Raw genomic sequence first — 19,049 nt, 5'->3', positions numbered from 1 at the left:
TGGGCTAAAGCAAGGAAACACACGTTCCGCAAAAGCATGCCCATGACCGACATCATCGCCCGTTGTGAGGCCAAAGGCCTCCGAATGACCGAACAGCGACGCATCGTCGCCCGCGTCGTGGGTGAGGCCGAAGATCATCCCGATGTCGAAGAACTCTACGCCCGCGCGGCGCGGGTCGATCCGCGCATCTCGCTGGCCACGGTCTATCGCACGGTGAAGCTGTTCGAAGAGGCCGGGCTGCTGGAAAAGCTGGAATTCGGCGATGGCCGTGCCCGCTATGAAGATGCCGAGCGTGATCACCATGACCATCTGATCGACGTGAACTCGGGTCAGGTGATCGAATTCGTCGATCCCGAGATCGAGGCGTTGCAGGAACGCATTGCCGCCCGGCTGGGCTACCGGCTGATCGGGCATAGGCTGGAACTTCTCGGCGTGCCGGTGAACAAGCCGCCAAAGGTATGAGCAGCGCCGACAACCCGCGGGCCGCGGGCTTGATGGTGGCCAGCATGGCGGCGTTTGCGTTCGAAGACCTGTTCCTTGTGCGCGCCGCCACAACGATGCCGCCCGGACAGGTGATTGCCATGATGGGGGCAGGGGGTGCCGCGGTGTTCTGGCTTATCGCCGCCCGCCTGCGCCAGCCGATCCTGACCCGCCGCGCGCTGACCGGGGCCGCCGCTCTGCGCACGCTGTCCGAGGCGGGGGCGGCCATGCTCTACATCACCGCCCTTGCGCTGATCCCGCTGTCGGTCAATTCCGCCTTGCTGCAAGCCTCGCCATTGGTTGTGACCATGGGGGCCGCACTGGTTTTGGGGGAAAAGGTCGGCTGGCGGCGCTGGACGGCCATTTCGGTCGGCTTTGCCGGGGTGCTGATCATCCTGCAGCCGGGCACGGAAGGCTTTCGCATGGCTGGCTTGCTGACGGTCGCCTGCGTGTTCCTGATGGCGGCGCGCGATCTGTCGACGCGGGTGATGGATATCAGCATCGGCACGTTCCAGCTGACCACCTGGGCCTATCTGTCGCTGGTGCCTGCCGGGCTGATCCTGATGGCGTTGCAGGGGCAACCCCTGCGGGCCATTGATCCGTCGCAATGGCTTGACCTGACAGGCGCGCTGATCACCGGGCTGTTCGGCTATTACGCGGTGACAGCGGCCATGCGTCTGGGCGAGGTCTCGGTGGTGGCCCCGTTCCGCTATGCCCGGCTGGTGTTTGCGATGATCCTGGCAATGATCTTCCTTGGAGAGCGCCCGGATGTCTGGATGCTGACCGGGTCTGCACTGGTCATCGGATCAGGGCTTTATACCTTCATGCGTGAGGCCCGGGTAAAGCGCGCCCTTTCCATAAAGCGCGACGCAAGGTAAAGACGGAGCCGAGAGCATCATCCGCCATACGGAGCCCCCATGAGCACGATCATCGACATCCACGCCCGCGAAATCCTCGACAGCCGCGGCAATCCCACTGTTGAAGTGGACGTGACGCTGGAAAGTGGCGCCATGGGGCGCGCCGCTGTGCCCTCGGGGGCATCGACCGGCGCGCATGAGGCGAATGAAAAGCGCGACGGCGACAAATCCCGCTATATGGGCAAGGGCGTGCTGGACGCCGTGGCTGCTGTGAACGGCGAACTGGCCGAAGAGCTGGTGGGCTATGACGCGACCGAACAGGTCGGCATCGACCGCACGATGATCGAGATGGACGGCACGCCGAACAAATCGCGGCTTGGGGCGAATGCCATTCTGGGCATATCGCTGGCTGTCGCCAAAGCCGCCGCCGAATTTACCGCACAACCGTTGTTCCGCTATATCGGCGGCACCTCGGCCCGCGTGCTGCCTGTGCCGATGATGAACATCATCAACGGCGGCGAACATGCTGATAATCCTATCGATATTCAGGAATTCATGATCATGCCGGTTGGCGCGGACAACATCCGCGACGCCATCCGCATGGGGTCAGAGGTGTTTCATACCCTGAAGAAAGAGCTGAGCCAGGCCGGTCACAACACCAATGTGGGGGACGAGGGCGGGTTCGCACCCAACCTGAACTCTGCCCGGGATGCGCTTGATTTCATTCTGAAATCAATCGAAAAGGCCGGGTTCAAGCCGGGGGTGGATATGTTCCTCGCCCTCGATTGTGCCGCGACCGAATATTTCAAGGGCGGCAAGTATGAGATGAAGGGTGAAGGTCGCTCGCTAACCATCTCTGAAAACGTCGATTTCCTTGCCTCGCTTGCCGCTGACTACCCGATCATCAGCATCGAAGACGGCTGTTCGGAAGATGACTGGGAAGGCTGGAAACTGCTGACCGACACCATCGGCGACAAGATCCAGTTGGTGGGTGACGACCTGTTCGTGACCAACCCCAAGCGTCTGGCCGAAGGCATCCGCAAAGGCGTTGCCAACTCCATGCTGGTCAAGGTCAACCAGATCGGCACCCTGACCGAAACGCTGCAGGCCGTCGATATGGCGCATCGCGCGCGCTATACCAATGTCATGAGCCACCGCTCGGGTGAAACCGAAGACAGCACCATCGCCGACCTGTCGGTTGCCACCAACTGCGGCCAGATCAAGACCGGGTCGCTGTCGCGGTCAGACCGGTTGGCCAAGTACAACCAGCTGATCCGCATCGAGGAAATGCTGGGCGAAACGGCAGAATATGCCGGACGGTCTATCCTGAAGGGCTGAGACTGCTTCCCGGTGGGGGCGTTTGCGGCCAATCGCGGACGCCTCCAGCCGGAGTGTCTCATCAAAGATGCAAGCCGCAGGGGACAGGATGACAGAGGCTGACCGGATCATTGCCCATCTGGGCCTTGCGCCGCACCCCGAAGGCGGTTGGTATCGCCAGACATGGGTGGGGCCGGTTGTGGAGGGTCGGGCCAGCGGCACGGCGATCCTGTTCCTGCTCAAGGCGGGTGAGCGCAGCCACTGGCACCATGTCGATGCCGATGAAATCTGGCTCTGGCATGCCGGGGCACCGGTGGTGCTGTCGGTCGGGCGCGAGGTGGCAGTGGATCATCTGCTGGGGCCGGAGGTGCTGGCCGGGCAGATGCCGCAGATCGTAGTGCCTGCGGGTGACTGGCAGGCGGCGCGCTCGACGGGCGATTATTCCCTGGTTTCCTGCACTGTCAGCCCGGGGTTTGATTTTTCCGGCTTTGTACTGGCAGGCCCCGGGTTCGATCTGCCGCGCTGATTGTTCCGGTCACAAATTGGCATTGGTGGGCGGCCTGCCAAACCGCTATGCGGGCGGCATGACTGATGCACCCCTTGCCCCGAATGAAGACAGCCGCGCCGGATTTTTCTATGCGCTGACCGCCTATGTGATGTGGGGGTTTTTGCCGCTGTACATGAAGATGGTGGCCCACATCCCGCCGATTGAGGTGATCGCGCACCGGGTGCTCTGGTCCTTGCCGATTGCTGTGGTGGTGATCCTGTGGCTGGGGCGCACGCAGGATCTGCGACAGGCCTTCCGCACACCGCGCACCCTGATGATGGGGGCGGCGACGGCTGCGCTGATCTCGGTCAACTGGGGGATCTATGTCTGGGCCATTGGCGCGGGTTTCGCGCTGGAGGCGGCGCTTGGCTATTACATCAACCCGTTGTTTTCGGTGCTGCTGGGGCGGGTGTTGCTCAAGGAACGCCTGACCCCGGCGCAATGGGCCGCAATCGGCCTTGCTGCGATAGCGGTGCTTTTGCTGACCTTTGACGCCGGTCGGGTGCCGGTCGTGGCGCTTGGGCTGACGGTGACCTGGGGCTTTTATGCCTATCTGAAAAAGTCGCTGCCCATCGGCCCCAATCAGGGATTCACGCTGGAGGTGATGCTGCTGGCCCCGCTTGCGCTTGGCTATCTGCTTTGGGTGCAGGTACCGGGGTCAGGTCATTTCGGGCAGGGGGTGGGGCGCGATGATCTGCTGCTGATCGGCACCGGCGTGGTGACCGCCGTGCCGCTGATGATCTATGCCAACGGGGCCAAAAAGCTGCGTCTGTCGACCATTGCCATGATGCAATATATCGCGCCCACGATGATTTTCCTGATCGCGGTGTTTGTGTTTGGCGAGCCGTTCGGCACCGTCCGGCTGATCGCCTTTCCGATGATCTGGGCGGCACTGGTGATTTATACCGTGTCGATGCTGCGGGCGAGGGGGCGGGCGCGCGCGGCAGCCCAAGCCACTCCGCCCCAAATCACTCCGCCCCAAGTCACTCCGCCAGCGTGATCCAGACCGGTACGTGATCTGACGGCTTGTCACCGGCCCGCACGTCGCGGTCGATGCCTGCGCCCGTCAGCCGGTCCGCCGCCTGCGGCGACAAGAGCAGGTGGTCGATGCGGATGCCGTTGTTGCGCTCCCAGGAGTTGGCCTGATAATCCCAGAAGCTGTAATGGCCTGCGCCCTGTTCGCGGGCGCGGAAGGCATCGGTCAGGCCCAGGTTCAGCATCCGGCGATAGGCTTCCCGCGTCTGCGGCAGATACAGCGCGTCATCTACCCAAGCCTCGGGCCGGGCGGCATCCATCGCCTGCGGGATGACATTGTAATCACCTGCGCAGACAAACGCCTCTTCCAGCGCAAGCAGGGCGCGCACCCGTGCCTCCATCCGTGCCATCCACGCCAGTTTGTAATCGTATTTCGGCCCCGGGGCCGGGTTGCCATTGGGCAGGTACAGCCCGCAGACCCGCACCGGGCGCGGGGCCATCACCGTGGCCTCGATCCAGCGGGCCTGTTCGTCACTGTCACCGCCGGGCAGGCCGCGCGTCACATCTTCCAGCGGCAGGCGCGACAGGATGGCGACGCCATTGAAGCCTTTCTGGCCATGGGTTTCCACCCGGTAGCCCATGTCTTCGAACAGCGTGCGCGGGAAGCCTTCATCGACCGATTTGATTTCCTGCAGGCACACCACATCGGGCTTTGCCGCCAGAAGCCAGCGGGGCAACGCCTCGACCCTGGCCTTGATACCGTTGATGTTGAAGGTCGCGATCCGCATGAGGCCAGCCTTTCGGTGTTGCGGCTCCAGCTATCGGCCAACCATCCGCGCAAGGCAAGCCATGTGCTACATTGAAAAGGACGTGCCGCAGCCGCAGCTGCTGCTGGCATTGGGGTTCTCGATCACGAAGCGCGCGCCGATCAGCTCTTCGGTGAAGTCGATCACCGCGTTTTGCAGAAAGGGCAGGGACACCGCATCGACCAGAACCCGCTGCCCGTTCTTTTCCAGCACCAGATCGTCCGCCGCCGGATCATCCAGCTTGATCTCATACTGGAACCCGGAACAGCCGCCGCCTTCGACGGCCACGCGCAGCGATTTGTGTTCCCCTGTCATCTGGGCGATTTCGGCCAGCCGGGCGAAGGCACGGTCGGTGACGCGCGGGTGCAAAGCATCGGGGGGAAGGGTCAGGTCCATGGTTTTTCACATATCCTTGGGGTTCAGGGTGCAATATAAGGGCGATAGAAGATTTCAACAAGAACGGGCAGTTCCATGCTTGCGCCTTTTGCCTGCCAACCCGATGCCTCCCGCGGTCGTCTGTATGAAGAACGCATGTCGTCCTTCCGGTCACCCTATCAGCGGGACCGCGACCGGATCATCCATTCCAGTGCCTTCCGGCGGCTGAAACACAAGACCCAGGTGTTTGTCGAACATGAGGGCGATTATTACCGCACCCGCCTGACCCATTCGATCGAAGTGGCGCAGGTCGCCCGCACCATCGCCGGCGTGCTGGGGCTGAACACCGATCTGGCCGAGTGCATCGCCTTGGCGCATGACCTTGGCCACACGCCCTTTGGCCATACCGGCGAGGATGCGTTGTCGGCGCTGATGGCCCCCTATGGCGGCTTTGACCACAACGCGCAGGCGCTGCGGATCGTGACGCGGCTGGAACGGCATTACGCCGATTTCGACGGGCTGAACCTGACATGGGAATCGCTGGAAGGCATCGCCAAACACAACGGCCCGGTGATCGGCGAAAATGCCGATGAAAAGCACGCGGGCCCCTTGCCCTATGCCTTGGCCGAGGTGAATGCCCAGTGGGATCTGCATCTGCACACCCATGCGAGCGCCGAGGCGCAGGTCGCGGCGATTGCCGATGATGTCGCCTATTCCCACCACGACCTGCATGACGGCTTGCGATCCGGCCTGTTCGATGAGGCCGATCTGATGGAGCTGCCCGTCACCGGCCCCGCCTTCGCCGAGGTGGATGCGATCTACCCGGGGCTGGACCCGATGCGGCGCCGGCACGAAGCATTGCGCCGGGTCTTTGGCCGCATGGTCGAGGATGTGATCGCTGTGGCCCAAGGCCGGCTGGAGGCAGCGCAGCCGCAATCGGTGGATGATATCCGCCTGATGGGCACCACGATCATCCGCTTTTCCAAGCCGCTGTACCAAGAGCTGAAGGCGATCCGCAGTTTTCTGTTTCACCGCATGTATCGCGCGCCCTCAGTCATGGAGGTGCGGGCCAAGGTCACTCAGGTGGTGCAGGATCTGTTTGCCGCCTTCATGGCTGACCCCGGCCTGCTGCCCGCAGAATGGGAGCATGCGGTGCAGGCCTGCGCCGATCAGACGGAACTCGCGCGCACGGTGGCCGATTATGTGGCAGGAATGACCGACCGTTTTGCCATTCTTGAACATGGCCGGTTGTGTGGCGGGGCTTTGGTCGAAACCCACACCGGCCCGTCTTTTCCGTCCTAGATCTCAGGTGCGCCGGGCCGACAGCAGCCAGATCCCGGCCAGACCCAGCGACAGGATCATGTTCCACCCGGCCATTGAGATGCCGGCCAGCGACCATGCCACCTGATCGCAGCGGGCCGGGGTGCCGACATTTGCGGCCGGGTTCAGCAGATCATCTACGCTGATGCCGGTGATCGCGCTGCCGCCGCAGGTGGCCAACCCCTCCCACCAGCCGTATTCCACGCCCATGTGAAAGCCGCCGATGCCCGCCGTGGTCAGTGCGGCCAGGGCCCCCAGCACCCGAAGGCCGCGGTGCGGCACCAGCAGCGCCAAGGCCATGATCACAACTGCCGCCGCATGCGGCCAGCGTTGCCACAGGCACAGCGCGCAAGGGGCCAGACCGCCGATGTGCTGGAACGCAAAGGCCCCGGCCAGAACGGCGGCAGAGCCAAGCCCGGCAATGGCGACAAGAATCCGCGAGGACAGGGCAAACATCAGAGCACCTTCAGCACAACAAAGCCGCCCACCAGCAGCAGCATGAACAGCGTGAACATGAGCCCCAGACGCCGTTCGATGAAATCACGAATGGGTGCGCCGAATTTCCACAGCAGGGCCGCCACCACAAAGAAACGCAACCCCCGGGCCGCGATAGACGCCACAGTGAACACCACCAGATCCAGCCCGGTCGTGCCCGACAGGATGGTCACAACCTTGTAGGGGAAGGGTGTCACGCCTGCGATCAGTACCGACCATGCGCCCCATTCGTTGTAGCGCTCGCTGAACACCTCGAAATTGTCGGTTTTGCCATAGAATTCCAGCACCGGCAGCCCGACGCTTTCATAAAGCACCGCGCCGATCCAATAGCCGAACATGCCCCCCAGCACCGAAGAAACGGTCGCCACAGCGGCAATCAGGAACGCCCGGCGCGGGGCGGCCAGAATCATCGGGATCATCAGAATGTCGGGCGGGATCGGGAAGACCGAACTTTCGATGAAGGCCACAAAGGCCAGAGCCCAGATCGCGCGCGGGTGTTCTGCCAGCCGGATCGTCCAGTCATACAAGGCGCGGATCATCTGGTCTTCCTGCTATTGTCGCGACGCTTGCACCATGACGGTGCGGTAAGGTCAAGGACGCTTTCCGACCTGCCCGCATCTCGCTACTGTCGGCATTGAAAACGAGTCAAGGGGTGGCTGGCGATGAAATGGCGTGGACGGCGAGGCAGCCGCAATATTGAAGACCGCCGCAGCAGCTCTGGCGCAAAAGCAGGCGGTATCGGCGGGGTCGGGGTCATCGCCGTTCTGGTGATCGGCTATTTCCTGGGCATCGACGTTACCCCCTTGCTGCAGCAAACCGACCCGCAACCCTCGGCCCCGACCGAGCTGACGCAAGCGGATATCGCGGCGGGGGAATTCGTATCGGTGACCCTTGCCGATACCGAAGAGGTCTGGGCGCAGCTGTTTCAAGAGCAACTGGGCAGAGACTATCGCCCGGCCACGCTGGTCCTGTTCAAAGGTGCCACCCAAAGCCCCTGCGGCGGGGCCTCGGGGGCCACAGGCCCGTTCTACTGCCCGGGGGACAAGAAAGCCTATCTGGATACGGAATTTTTCACCGTGATGGAAGAAAGGCTGGGGGCGGGGGGCGAGTTTGCCGCCGCCTATGTCGTCGCGCATGAAATTGCGCATCACGTGCAAAATGAACTGGGCATTCTGGGCCAGGCCAACCAGTTGCGCCAGCAGGTCAGCCAGGCTGACAGCAATGCCATATCAGTTCGCATCGAATTGCAGGCCGATTGCCTGTCGGGGGTCTGGGCGCGGACCGCCGCGCAGAATTTCGGCTCGATCAGCCGGGGCGATATTGAGGAGGCGGTGAATGCCGCGCGGCAGATCGGCGATGACACATTGCAACGCGCAGCCGGTCAGCGCCCGATGCCGCACACCTTCACCCATGGCACCGCCGAGCAACGCTCGCGCTGGTTTGTGGCGGGGCTGCAGTCCGGCCAGATCGCCGCCTGCGACACCTTTGCCACCGATGATCTCTAGCCGCGCAGAGCCTGTTGACGCCGCCCGACGGGGCGGCTAAAGGGTCTCCCGAGTGGCCCGAGTGGTGGAACTGGTAGACGCAGCGGATTCAAAATCCGCCGCCGCAAGGCTTGTCGGTTCGAGTCCGACCTCGGGCACCATCCTCTTTGCATTTTGTGATTCAAATTAACCATCTGTGCCAGATGGCGGGTGAGTTTCCATGGCATATCAGCGGGTCATAGGTGATTCGCTTCAAATGTTCTGAAAACTGTTAATTGTTTCGCTTTCCGAAACGCTTACCGCTTTGTGAAAGCAGCAAAATGGCAAAAATGCGATGCTGCAACGGTGGGATTTTCTGCGCCTTGCATTGTTTCCGTCCTTTGGGAAAAGCGGCGGGATGGCGGGTTCGGCGCGTCCGGCGGGCCGCAAAATTCCTTGTAATCCTTGGTCCGGGCGCGAGGCGCCGTTTCAATACTGGAAACAGGTGACTTTCGGCCTGTGCCGCCCACCCTGCCGATTTTGCATCTGCGGGGTGGGCCGTTGGGTTCTTTCCATGAGAACCACTGCGACAACGCAGGCGCATTTTTGCCTTTTTTACTTCCCGTTAGCCATGCGGGCCTGTATTTGTTCATTGTCTTGCTGGGTAAGACAACTGACCGCGGGGGCGGTCGTCTGGTGACAGCGTGCTGCCAAGCATTCTGGGCAATGGGTCGGATGTCGGGCTGTGGGCAACCATGGATCGTACTGCCGGATTTATGACGTCATTTTGGGCATTTGCCTTTCAGGGACGCGATTGTTTAACCGGACGTCAGGTCGCGTGGTGTGATGCGCGGGGCAGATGCCCATCGCAGACCGCCGAGGTGTCGTCCCTGTGAAAGGGGCGGTGCAAAGTGATCTGTGCGGTGGGCTCGGCCTTTCGCTGTAAGGAATTGTACCATGACGATTATCGCACTTTACAACCTGAACGATCCGACGACGACCGCCACCGACAGCGCAGCGGGCAACGGGGTCCAGAACGGCGAATACATCAACGGGGCGGCATCGGTCGGCGGCCGGGCCGTGCTGGATGGCGTGGACGATCTTGTCAAGATTTTCGTCGATCCGGCGTTCCAGTTGACGCGCGGGACGCTTGAGATCCAGTTCAGTCTTGCAGGCGGCACCACCCTGACCGAAGCGCGCACCATTTTGTCGCGCGACAGCGAAGGCGAAACCGCTGGTGGGTTCCGGGTCGAGTCGTTGCCCGATGGGGCTGTGCGTATCAGTCATGAAAGCGCCACCGGCACCACCATTTTTGAAACCGCCGCAGGGTTTCAGAACGCGGGCGACACGATCGGCCTGAGCTATTCCTGGGATGCGACCGGACCGGGCGGCCGGGTGCAGATCAGCAACCTGACCACCGGCGACACGTTTGCCGATACGGTTCCCGCAACCCTGACCATGGACATGGGGTCCATAAACCAGAACTGGATCATCGGGGCCGGACAGTCCACCTCGCCTGCGGGGACCGTTCAGAACATCGACCAGCACTATGCCGGTTCGGTCGAGGTCTTCTCGATTTCGGACACGGTCGACAACCTTCCGGCAGGGGGCGATGACCGCGACGGCATTGTGCGCGGAACACCCGGTGACGACCTGATCGACGCCGCCTATATTGATCCTTTTGACGGGGATGTGGTCGATGGCAATGATGCGATCATCCCCGGGGACGGGCCGAATGATGACCGTATCGTCGCGGGCGAAGGCGATGACACGATCTTTGCCGGTCTGGGCGATGACCTTGTCTATGCGGGGCCGGGCGATGATCTGGTCTATGGCGAGGACGGCAACGACACGATTTTCGGCGGTGGTGGCCGCGATGAGGTTTACGGCGGCGACGGCGACGACCTGATCGATACGCGGACCGATTTCCCGCAGCCCGATATCGATTATCCCGGCCTGTACCCCGCCGACACCGACCCCTTCAACAACCGCGACACCATCTATGGCGGCGCTGGCAACGACACCATTTTCTCGGGCGATGACGCCGACTTGATTTATGGCGGCACCGGCAACGATTATATCGACGCCGGTGTCGACAATGACACCATCTATGGCGGTGACGGCAATGACACCATCATCGGGTCAGAGGGCAATGACAGGATCGACGGCGGGCTGGGCGATGACCTGATCTTTGGTGGACTGGATCTGTCTTTTCCCGATGCGATCAACATCCCGAATGACGCAGGCGATCTGCGTCCGCAAAACAACGCCGATTATATCACTGGTGGTGCGGGCAACGACACCATCTATGGCATGGATGACAACGACACCATCTTTGGCGGTGAAGGCAATGACCTGCTCTATGGTGGGGTGGACGACGATCTGATCTACGGCGACGCTGGTGATGACGCGCTCTACGGCGAGCATGGCGATGACACGCTGTATGGTGGCGCCGGCAATGACAGCCTGTTTGGCGGCAGCGGCAATGATCTGCTTGACGGTGGCACCGGCAACGATCTGCTGGATGGTGGCGATGGCGATGATATCCTGCTGGGAGAGGCAGGGGATGATACGCTGCTGGGCGGGGCCGGACGTGACACGCTTGAAGGCGGTTCGGGCAACGACCTGCTGGACGGCGGCAGCGGGAACGATTTGCTGTTCGGTGGCGAGGGCGATGACACCCTGATCGGGGGCGATGGCGCAGACACGCTGTTCGGCGGAAGCGGCAATGATGTGATCCATCTTGGCGACCCGGTGACAGGTGCGCCGGACGGCTTTGGCGACCGGGCCTTTGGCGGCGCGGACCGCGACACCTTTACCGGGGTGGGCGTGGGCGATTCCGTGTTCGGCGGGTCAGAAGGCGACGACTGGGATACGCTTGATCTGCGCGGCACAGGCCCGCGCAACGTGGTGCGCACCAATGTTGACAGTGATGGCAACGGGTGGGACGGGTACGTTGAATATTTCGATGACGAAGGCAATGTCATCGGCCGGTCCGAGTTCACAAACATTGAAAGCATCGTGTGTTTTACCCCCGGCACCCTGATTGCCACCCCCAAAGGCGAAGTTGCGGTCGAAAACCTGCGCGTTGGCGACAAGGTCATCACCCGTGACAATGGCATTCAGGAGATCCGCTGGATGGGGGCCAAGACCATGGGCTGGCATGATTTTGCCGGCAACCCGCATCTGCGCCCGGTGATGGTCAGGGCCGGCAGCCTTGGCAACGGCCTGCCAGAGCGGGACATGATGCTGTCGCCCAACCACCGCGTGCTGGTGGCCAACGACCGGACCGCCCTGTATTTTGATGAACATGAAGTGCTGGTTGCGGCCAAGCACCTGATCGGCGGCAAGGGGATTCATCAGGTTGACTCGGTGGGCACCACCTATTTCCACTTCATGTTCGACCAGCATGAAGTTGTACTGTCGAACGGTGCCTGGACCGAAAGCTTCCAGCCTGGGGATTACACCCTGAAAGGGCTTGGCAATTCCCAGCGCAGCGAGTTGATGGAACTGTTCCCCGAACTGAAAGCGCCTGCCGGGGTCGAGGCCTATCAGGCCGCCCGCAAGACGCTGAAAAAACACGAAGCCCGCCTTCTGGTGCGCTGACACGGGGTTTGCAGCAACGGTCCTGATCACAGGGTCCGACGGCAAAGGGGCTCCAATCGGGGCCCCATTGCCCGTTTGCGAAAATGGTGCCGCTGATTGTGTCGGTGGCAGCAACAAACCATGCCACAGCCACCTTTTGGCCACGTTTTGCCAAAGTCGCGCCCCCTTCCACCAGTATCCACAAATTAAGTAAAATTAAGTGGATACGCCGCAATGGCCAACATCACCGGGACGGGTGGCAACAACACCCTAAACGGCACCAATGATGCTGACACGATCAGCGCGCTTGGCGGCAATGACGTGGTCAATGCCGGGGGCGGCAATGACACGGTGTTCGGCGGGACCGGCAATGACACGCTCAATGGTCAGGACGGCGACGACAGCCTGCTGGGCGAGGCGGGGGCAGACCGTCTGTTCGGTGGCGCGGGCAACGACTCGCTGTTCGGCGGCACCGGCGCGGACAGCCTCGATGGCGGCATGGGCGATGACCTGCTCGATGGCGGCGCGGGCGACGACACCCTGATCGGGGGCGGCGGGACCGACACTGTCACCTATGCGTCGGAAACCGCAGCGGTGAGCGTCAACCTCAACACCGGAGTCGCGACCGGCACTTCTGCTGGCACCGACAGCCTCAGCTCTATCGAGAACGTGGTCGGCACCGGGTTCAACGATATCATCACCGGCAGCAATGATGCCAACCTGATCTACGGTGGTGCAGGGGATGACCTGATCGACGCCGGGGCCGGCAATGACACGGTGTTCGGCGGCGCGGGCAATGACACGATCATCGGCGGCAGTGACGACGGCGCGCATTATGCCACCAACGCGCCGTCCCTGACTTACAATCTGATTTCACTTGGCACCTTCGCGGATATCGACCCCAATGAAGCCAACAGCGGGTCCGAAAATGCCGCCAACCTGCTGACCACCTTTGGCAGCGCCGCGACGCCCCTGTCCGGGGCGATCGTGCGGGCCACAGCCGTCGATCTGAACGGCGACGGCATTCTGGCCGACAATGACAACAACACAACCACCTCCGAACATTTCCTGATCGACGGTGTGCAGGCCTATCTGGATTCAACCCAGGTCTACAACGCGACCGTCACCTTTGCCGATGGCAGCAGCGGTCAGATCACCGCCGTTGTGATCCAGCTGACCGATGGCCGGGTGTTTCTGGCCCCGGAGTTTGAAATCAATGCGGACTCGCAGTTGCTGACCAGCGGGCCGATCACCTCGATCCAGCTTACATCGGTCAACTCGGCCGATACCGGGCTCTATGCGACCCGGCTGGACAGCGGCTACATCGGCAGTGGCGATGCCGACCTGCTCTATGGCGGTGATGGCGATGACTCGCTCATCGGTGGCACCGGCAACGACACCCTGCACGGCGATGCCGGCAATGACACGCTGGACGGCGGCACTGGCGATGACCAGCTGTTCGGCGGGGATGGCAACGATGTTCTGTTCGGCGGCGATGGCGATGACGTCCTTCATGGCGGCGCGGGCAATGACACGATTTTCTTCGGTGCAGGCAATGACACGGTCTTTGGCGGCGCGGGGGATGATGTCATTGACGACGTGGCCGGCGCGCAATTGCCGGGCGACAACCTGCTTTATGGCGGTGATGGCAATGACACGATCTGGGCGGGTTCGGGCAACGATACGATCTACGGCGACGCCGGCAATGATGTGCTGTGGGGAGAGGGCGATGACGACCTGATCTATGGCGGTGCAGGCGATGACAGCCTGTATGGCGGCGCGGGCAATGACACGCTTTACGGCGGGGACGGGGCCAATTTTCTCGAAGGTGGCGATGGCCGCGATCTGTTCTTTGGCGGCCCCGGTGACACCATCTTTGGCGGCGATGGCGGCGACAACTACGACACGCTGGATCTGTCGGCCTGGGGCAAGAATGCGACGAACATCATTTTTGACGCGGCCGACCGTCAGAACGGCCGGGTCGAGTTTCTTGATCCCGACGGCACGGTGTCGGGCACCCTGTTCTTTTCGGGCATCGAGAATGTGGTGCCCTGCTTCACCCCCGGCACCCTGATCACCACCCCGACGGGCTTGCGCCGCGTGGAAGATCTGCAGCCCGGCGACCGCATACTGACCCGTGACAGCGGTTTTCAGGACATTTGCTGGGTCGGGCAGCGCGATCTGGGGCCGGCGGATCTGCTGGTGAACCCGGCGCTGTGTCCGGTGCGGATCGCGGCTGGGGCGCTTGGCGATGGCTTGCCCCGGAGTGACATGCTGGTTTCCCCGCAGCACCGCATGCTGATTGAGGGCGCGCGGGCGGAACTGCTGTTTGGCGAGCGTGAGGTGCTGGTGGCGGCGATCAACCTGACCGGGTTGCCCGGCATTGCCCGGGTGCCCGCACGGCGGGTCAGCTATATTCATGTGATGTGCAGCCAGCACGAGATCATTCAGGCCGAAGGCGCCTGGACGGAAAGCTTCCAACCGGGGATCGCCACGCTGCGGTCGATGGACCGGGGCCAGCGTGACGAGATGCTGGCGCTGTTCCCGGAACTGGCCGAGGGGGCGCAGGCCTACCCGGCGGCGCGGGCCACGTTGCGCGCGCATGAGGCGCGGGTGCTACTCGCGGCCTGACCGCCACGCCGCCCAATCTTCGGGCGTGTCGAGGTCGGTGGTTGCGTGCTGGCCGGGCAGGGCGATCAGCTGCAGGTCGCCTGCATGGCGGCGCAGCAGGCTGCGCGCGCCGTCATCCCCCGTCAGCTGCATAAGCTCGGCCCGGAGAGAGCCTGGAAAGATCACCGGATGGCCGGGCTGGCCACTGGCATCGGTGGCGCGCAGGATCTGGCCGGGCGTGCGGGCGTGAGCATGGGCCAACATCGTCAGGTCATCGGTCGTGATCTCGGGCAGGTCTGCCAACAGCACCATCACCGCCCCCTGCGGTTGCAGGCTGGCCAGACCGGCGCGCAGGCTGTGGGCCATGCCAAACCCCGCGTCCGGTACGGTTATCCGGCGGACGGTAAGGCCGTCCAGCGCGGCAGCGCGCGCGGGGCGGTCGGGGGGCAGGGTGACGGTGACGGGCAGGCCGGTGGCGACGGCCTGACCGGCGATGTGGCGCAAAAGCGGCTGGCCTGCCACCTGTTCCAACAGCTTGTCCGCTCCGCGCATCCGGCTGGAGGCCCCGGCGGCAAGGATCAGGATCTGCAGGTCAGGCATCGGCATGGGTGTGTGGTATTCCACTGTGTTGCAGGACGGGAATTCTAATGAAATCAATAGCTAGTTGATGCACGTTCAAGGCAGTCTCAAGACTTGGCCCCGATCATCGCCATTTTTCACACGAAATCGGGCGGATGGCGACGGAAAAGATGCGCCCCCTGCCATCCAGAAATCATGGATTGGTCATGGGTGTTGACCCTGTTTTCGTGCTGGGGCAGGCTGAAGGCACCTGCAAGCGGAGGGTGCGATGTCGGACCGGTTTGTCACTGCGTTAGAGGAACAGGCGCGTGCTATGCCCTTGGCACTCCGGGCGGGCTGATCGAGGCGGCGGGCAGTGCGGTGACGCTGCGGCCGGAATGGCAAGGGGTGGTGCCGCCGATGGTGGCTCCGGTGGTGGCGGCGCGGCGCGGGGTAGACCTGAACCCGCTGGACCCCAAGCGCGACGGCGCGCGGCTGCTGGCCTTTGTCTGGGCCGATCAGACGCTCCGTCTGGCGCGGCTGCAGGCGGCCTTGGGGTTGGCCGGGGGGGGGGGGGTGGTGGATGAAGGCGACGCGGCGGACTGGCTGGAAGCGCGGTTGCAGGCGCGGCATCCGGGGCAGGCGCATCTGGTGTATCACACGATTGCGCATCAGTATTTCCCGCCCACGGTGCAGGCGCGCATTGAGGCCGCGATGGCCGCTGCAGGCGCGCGGGCCAGCGCTGACGCACCACTGTGCTGGTTGGGGATGGAGGCAGATGCGGCAGGCCCGGGGGCGGCGGTGACGCTGCGGATCTGGCCCGGGGATATTGCGGTAACGCTGGGGCGCGCCGGGTTTCATGGGGAATGGGTCGAGTGGCGGGGTATGGGTGATTGAGGCGGACCATGTCTCCGTGCGGGGCGGCGGGGTGAACCCCGCCCTACGGCTTGGGGCGATCCGCGCTTGCATGCATCACCCGGGGGCGGGCGCGTCGAGGGGGCGCGCGCCCCTCGTGGCTGTGATCCTCACCCCTCGAGGATATTTTCGGACTGGAAATGCCGAAGGTCAGGCGCGCATCCGCCCGCCATCGTCCCACAGCGGTGCGAGGGTCACGCGGGCGGGGCGGCGGTAGCCCAGGATTTCAATCTCGACCTGAAGGCCATCGGTGATCGTGCCTTCGGGCAGGAAGCCCATGGCGACCGACTGGCCGGTGGTGTGGCTGTAGCCGCCCGAGGTGCAGTAGCCCTGTACGGTTCCGTTCAGCCAGATCGGCTCCCACGCGACCACATCGGCATCGGTGGCGTCGACGATGAATTGGGTGAGGCGGCGTTTCGGGCCGGTGGCCTTTTCTGCGGTGGCGGCGGCGTGGCCGATCCAGTCGGTGGGCTTGGTCCATTGGATGAAGCGATCAAGCCCGGTTTCCGCCGGGGTGTAGTCGGGGCTGAACTCGCGGCCCCAGCTGCCAAACCATTTGTCCAGCCGCAAGCTCATCATCGCGCGCATGCCGAAGGGGCGCAAGGACAGGTCCGCCCCATGTTCATTCAGGATATCCCACAGGTGGCGGACCGACATCTGGTCGGTATAGATCTCATACCCCAGATCGGCCGTATAGCTGACGCGCTGCACCAGGCAATTGGCCATGCCGATGGTCAGGCGTCTGGCGTCCATGAACTTGAACGCCTCTGCCGAGACATCGGCGCGGGTGACGCGGGACAGAAGTGTGCGGGCATTCGGCCCCGCGATCTGGAAACCAGAGACCGTGTCGGAGATGTTGTCCACCCTGACGCCAGGTGCGGCGTGCTGATCAAACCAGCGCTGATGCCAGCCTTGCGCGCCATAGCTGGCGGTCAGCTGGAATTCGGTTTCCGACAGGCAGGTGACGGTGAAATCGCCGATGATCTTGCCGCTATGCGCCAGCATCGGGGTAAGCGACAGGCGGCCCGGTTTGGGGATGCGGCCCGCCATGATGCGGTTCAGCCAGTCGCGGGCAGCGGCACCCGTGACGCGGTATTTGCCGAAATTCTGCAACTCGTTGATGCCGACGCCGTTGCGGACGGCCATCACCTCCTGCGCGGTTGCCTCCCACGCGTTGGAGCGTTTGAAGCTGGGCTCCTCAAAGCGGGGCTGCCCCGGCAGGGCGTGGTAATTCACCACCTCCAGCCCGTATTGCTGGCCCCAGACCGCGTTCATGCCGTCGAAAACTTCGTACATCGGCGTGGTGCGGAAGGGGCGGGCGGCGGGGCGTTCCTCGTTCGGGTACGACACGTTGAACCGCATCTGATAGTTTTCAATCACCTTGGGCACGGTGTAGCCGGGGCTGGTCCAGTTGCCGAAGCGGGCGACGTCAAAGCCGCGCGGGTCGCGTTCAACCTCGCCCTCGATCATCCATTGGGCCAGCGCAAGACCCATGCCGCCGCCTTGAGAGAATCCGGCCATGACGGCGCAGGCGGACCAGTAGTTGCGCAGGCCGGGGACCGGGCCGATCAGCGGGTTGCCGTCGGGCGCAAAGGTGAAGGGGCCGTGGATGACGCGTTTCACGCCGGAGCGTTCGAGGACGGGGAAACGGCGGTAGGCGAAATTGACCGAGTCTTCGATCTTGTCGAACTGCTCGTTCAGAAGCTCGTGGCCAAAGTCCCATGGGGTGCCGTCAACCGCCCAGGGCTCGCAGGGTTTTTCATAAAACCCGATGCAAAGGCCGCGCCCTTCCTGACGCAGATAGGATTCGCCGCCCGGGTCCATGACATGTGGGAATTCGCGGCCCGATTTCAGGATGTCGACGATTTCGGGAATGTCGTCGGTGACGAGGTATTGGTGCGCCATCGGCAGCAGCGGCAGGTAAACCCCGGCCATCGCACCAATTTCGCGCGCCCAAAGGCCGCCGGCGTTGACCAGATGTTCGCAGGTGATGGTGCCCTTTTCCGTCACCACTTCCCAGCCGTCCTTGGTGGGGTTGGTCTCCAGCACGCGGTTGTGCAGGATGATTTCCGCCCCGCCCATCCGGGCGGCTTTCGCATAGGCGTGGGTGGTGCCCGAGGGGTCTAGGTGGCCATCGAGCGGGTCGTACAGCGCGCCGAGGATGCCTTCGAGGTTGACCATGCCATCGGTCAGCTTGTGAATTTCCTCCGGCCCCAGGATTTCCGTATCCAGCCCCATGTAGCGGTGCTTGGCGCGTTCAGCCTTCAGCTGCTCGAACCGGGCCTCGTTGTCGGCAAGGGTAATGCCGCCCACGTGGTGCAACCCGCAATTCATCCCGGTGATCGCCTCCAGCTCCTTGTACAGCCGGATGGTGTAGCCCTGCAGCGCCGCCATGTTGGTGTCGCCGTTGAGCGTATGGAACCCGCCCGCCGCGTGCCAAGTGCTGCCCGATGTCAGTTCGGACCGCTCGATCAGCGTCACATCGGACCAACCCAGCTTGGTCAGGTGATAGAGGACCGAACAGCCGACGACACCGCCGCCGATCACGACCACGCGGGTATGGGTTTTCATCTGGAAACTCCGTTGCCTTTGGTCGCCAGAGTGGCGGGGCGCGGGTCGGGCGGCATGTCAGCGTGCGACAGGAAATGTCGCGGATGGGCGGTGCTGCGGGTGTGCGGGCTTGGCTCTTGCGGCGCTGCCACCCTTGTCTGTGGTAACGGGGCCACGACGGAACATGGCCTGCGCG

At 63.1% G+C, this 19,049-nt stretch carries 16 protein-coding genes and 1 tRNA gene; 11 read left to right on the top strand and 6 right to left on the bottom strand.

The window, feature by feature from the left end; genetic code table 11:
* Positions 1-42 precede the first annotated feature (42 nt).
* From EEB11_RS01630 to rarD, 5 genes are all read left to right on the top strand, one after another.
* Positions 43-462, top strand: coding sequence for a Fur family transcriptional regulator (locus tag EEB11_RS01630; RefSeq protein ID WP_135428662.1), 420 nt, complete (start codon positions 43-45; stop codon positions 460-462).
* A complete protein-coding gene (locus EEB11_RS01625) occupies positions 459-1,358 on the top strand; it encodes a DMT family transporter (RefSeq protein ID WP_135428661.1) in 900 nt (299 codons plus the stop codon). Before EEB11_RS01630 ends, EEB11_RS01625 begins: the two co-directional genes overlap by 4 nt.
* A gap of 39 nt (positions 1,359-1,397) precedes the next feature.
* Complete coding sequence (gene eno, locus EEB11_RS01620; RefSeq protein WP_135428660.1) at positions 1,398-2,675, top strand: phosphopyruvate hydratase; 1,278 nt, start codon at positions 1,398-1,400, stop codon at positions 2,673-2,675.
* Positions 2,676-2,763: 88 nt separating this feature from the next.
* Positions 2,764-3,180 (top strand): cupin domain-containing protein, encoded by a 417-nt coding sequence (locus tag EEB11_RS01615; protein WP_135428659.1) that lies wholly within the window; start codon positions 2,764-2,766, stop codon positions 3,178-3,180.
* A gap of 58 nt (positions 3,181-3,238) precedes the next feature.
* Complete coding sequence (gene rarD, locus EEB11_RS01610; RefSeq protein WP_135428658.1) at positions 3,239-4,201, top strand: EamA family transporter RarD; 963 nt, start codon at positions 3,239-3,241, stop codon at positions 4,199-4,201.
* On the opposite strand, the gene xth is transcribed toward rarD, so the two are convergent.
* Positions 4,185-4,964 carry an exodeoxyribonuclease III gene (gene xth / locus EEB11_RS01605; protein ID WP_135428657.1) on the bottom strand — a complete coding sequence of 260 codons (780 nt, stop codon included), beginning with the start codon at positions 4,962-4,964 and terminating at the stop codon, positions 4,185-4,187. The two genes, rarD and xth, sit on opposite strands and share 17 nt — an antisense overlap.
* Positions 4,965-5,030: 66 nt before the next feature.
* A complete protein-coding gene (locus EEB11_RS01600) occupies positions 5,031-5,378 on the bottom strand; it encodes a HesB/IscA family protein (protein ID WP_135428656.1) in 348 nt (115 codons plus the stop codon).
* A gap of 75 nt (positions 5,379-5,453) precedes the next feature.
* On the opposite strand from EEB11_RS01600, the gene EEB11_RS01595 reads away from it, so the two are divergent.
* Positions 5,454-6,659, top strand: a complete 1,206-nt coding sequence (locus EEB11_RS01595) for a deoxyguanosinetriphosphate triphosphohydrolase (protein WP_135428655.1) — start codon at positions 5,454-5,456, stop codon at positions 6,657-6,659.
* Between the two features lie 3 nt (positions 6,660-6,662).
* On the opposite strand, the gene EEB11_RS01590 is transcribed toward EEB11_RS01595, so the two are convergent.
* Together EEB11_RS01590 and EEB11_RS01585 are read right to left on the bottom strand one after the other, a co-directional pair.
* Positions 6,663-7,133, bottom strand: coding sequence for a disulfide bond formation protein B (locus EEB11_RS01590; protein WP_135428654.1), 471 nt, complete (start codon positions 7,131-7,133; stop codon positions 6,663-6,665).
* Positions 7,133-7,711, bottom strand: coding sequence for a YqaA family protein (locus EEB11_RS01585; protein WP_135428653.1), 579 nt, complete (start codon positions 7,709-7,711; stop codon positions 7,133-7,135). Before EEB11_RS01585 ends, EEB11_RS01590 begins: the two co-directional genes overlap by 1 nt.
* A gap of 123 nt (positions 7,712-7,834) precedes the next feature.
* Between EEB11_RS01585 and ypfJ the strand changes: the two genes are divergently transcribed.
* The 4 genes from ypfJ to EEB11_RS01565 all read left to right on the top strand — a co-directional run bounded on the left by ypfJ (position 7,835) and on the right by EEB11_RS01565 (position 14,851).
* Entirely contained in the window at positions 7,835-8,677 is an 843-nt protein-coding gene (gene ypfJ, locus EEB11_RS01580; RefSeq protein ID WP_135428652.1) for a KPN_02809 family neutral zinc metallopeptidase, read from the top strand.
* 55 nt (positions 8,678-8,732) lie between these two features.
* Positions 8,733-8,817, top strand: a tRNA-Leu gene (locus EEB11_RS01575).
* 775 nt (positions 8,818-9,592) lie between these two features.
* Positions 9,593-12,241, top strand: coding sequence for a Hint domain-containing protein (locus EEB11_RS20205; protein ID WP_135428651.1), 2,649 nt, complete (start codon positions 9,593-9,595; stop codon positions 12,239-12,241).
* Between the two features lie 213 nt (positions 12,242-12,454).
* A complete protein-coding gene (locus tag EEB11_RS01565) occupies positions 12,455-14,851 on the top strand; it encodes a Hint domain-containing protein (protein ID WP_135428650.1) in 2,397 nt (798 codons plus the stop codon).
* Here the strand turns inward: EEB11_RS01565 and EEB11_RS01560 are convergent.
* Positions 14,837-15,436, bottom strand: a complete 600-nt coding sequence (locus EEB11_RS01560; RefSeq protein ID WP_167852626.1) for a nucleotidyltransferase family protein — start codon at positions 15,434-15,436, stop codon at positions 14,837-14,839. The two genes, EEB11_RS01565 and EEB11_RS01560, sit on opposite strands and share 15 nt — an antisense overlap.
* 186 nt (positions 15,437-15,622) lie before the next feature.
* Between EEB11_RS01560 and EEB11_RS01555 the strand changes: the two genes are divergently transcribed.
* Positions 15,623-16,285, top strand: a complete 663-nt coding sequence (locus tag EEB11_RS01555; RefSeq protein ID WP_245298725.1) for a DUF2332 family protein — start codon at positions 15,623-15,625, stop codon at positions 16,283-16,285.
* A 168-nt stretch (positions 16,286-16,453) separates the two neighbouring features.
* On the opposite strand, the gene EEB11_RS01550 is transcribed toward EEB11_RS01555, so the two are convergent.
* On the bottom strand, positions 16,454-18,874 hold the full coding sequence (locus EEB11_RS01550; protein ID WP_135428648.1) for a GcvT family protein: 2,421 nt from the start codon (positions 18,872-18,874) through the stop codon (positions 16,454-16,456).
* Positions 18,875-19,049: the final 175 nt, after the last annotated feature.

The sequence above is a fragment of the Pseudotabrizicola sediminis genome, assembly GCF_004745575.1.
Taxonomy (GTDB): domain Bacteria; phylum Pseudomonadota; class Alphaproteobacteria; order Rhodobacterales; family Rhodobacteraceae; genus Pseudotabrizicola; species Pseudotabrizicola sediminis.
Note: the sequence above shows the minus strand (reverse complement) of the source record. Positions and strands in the feature narration are given on the sequence as shown.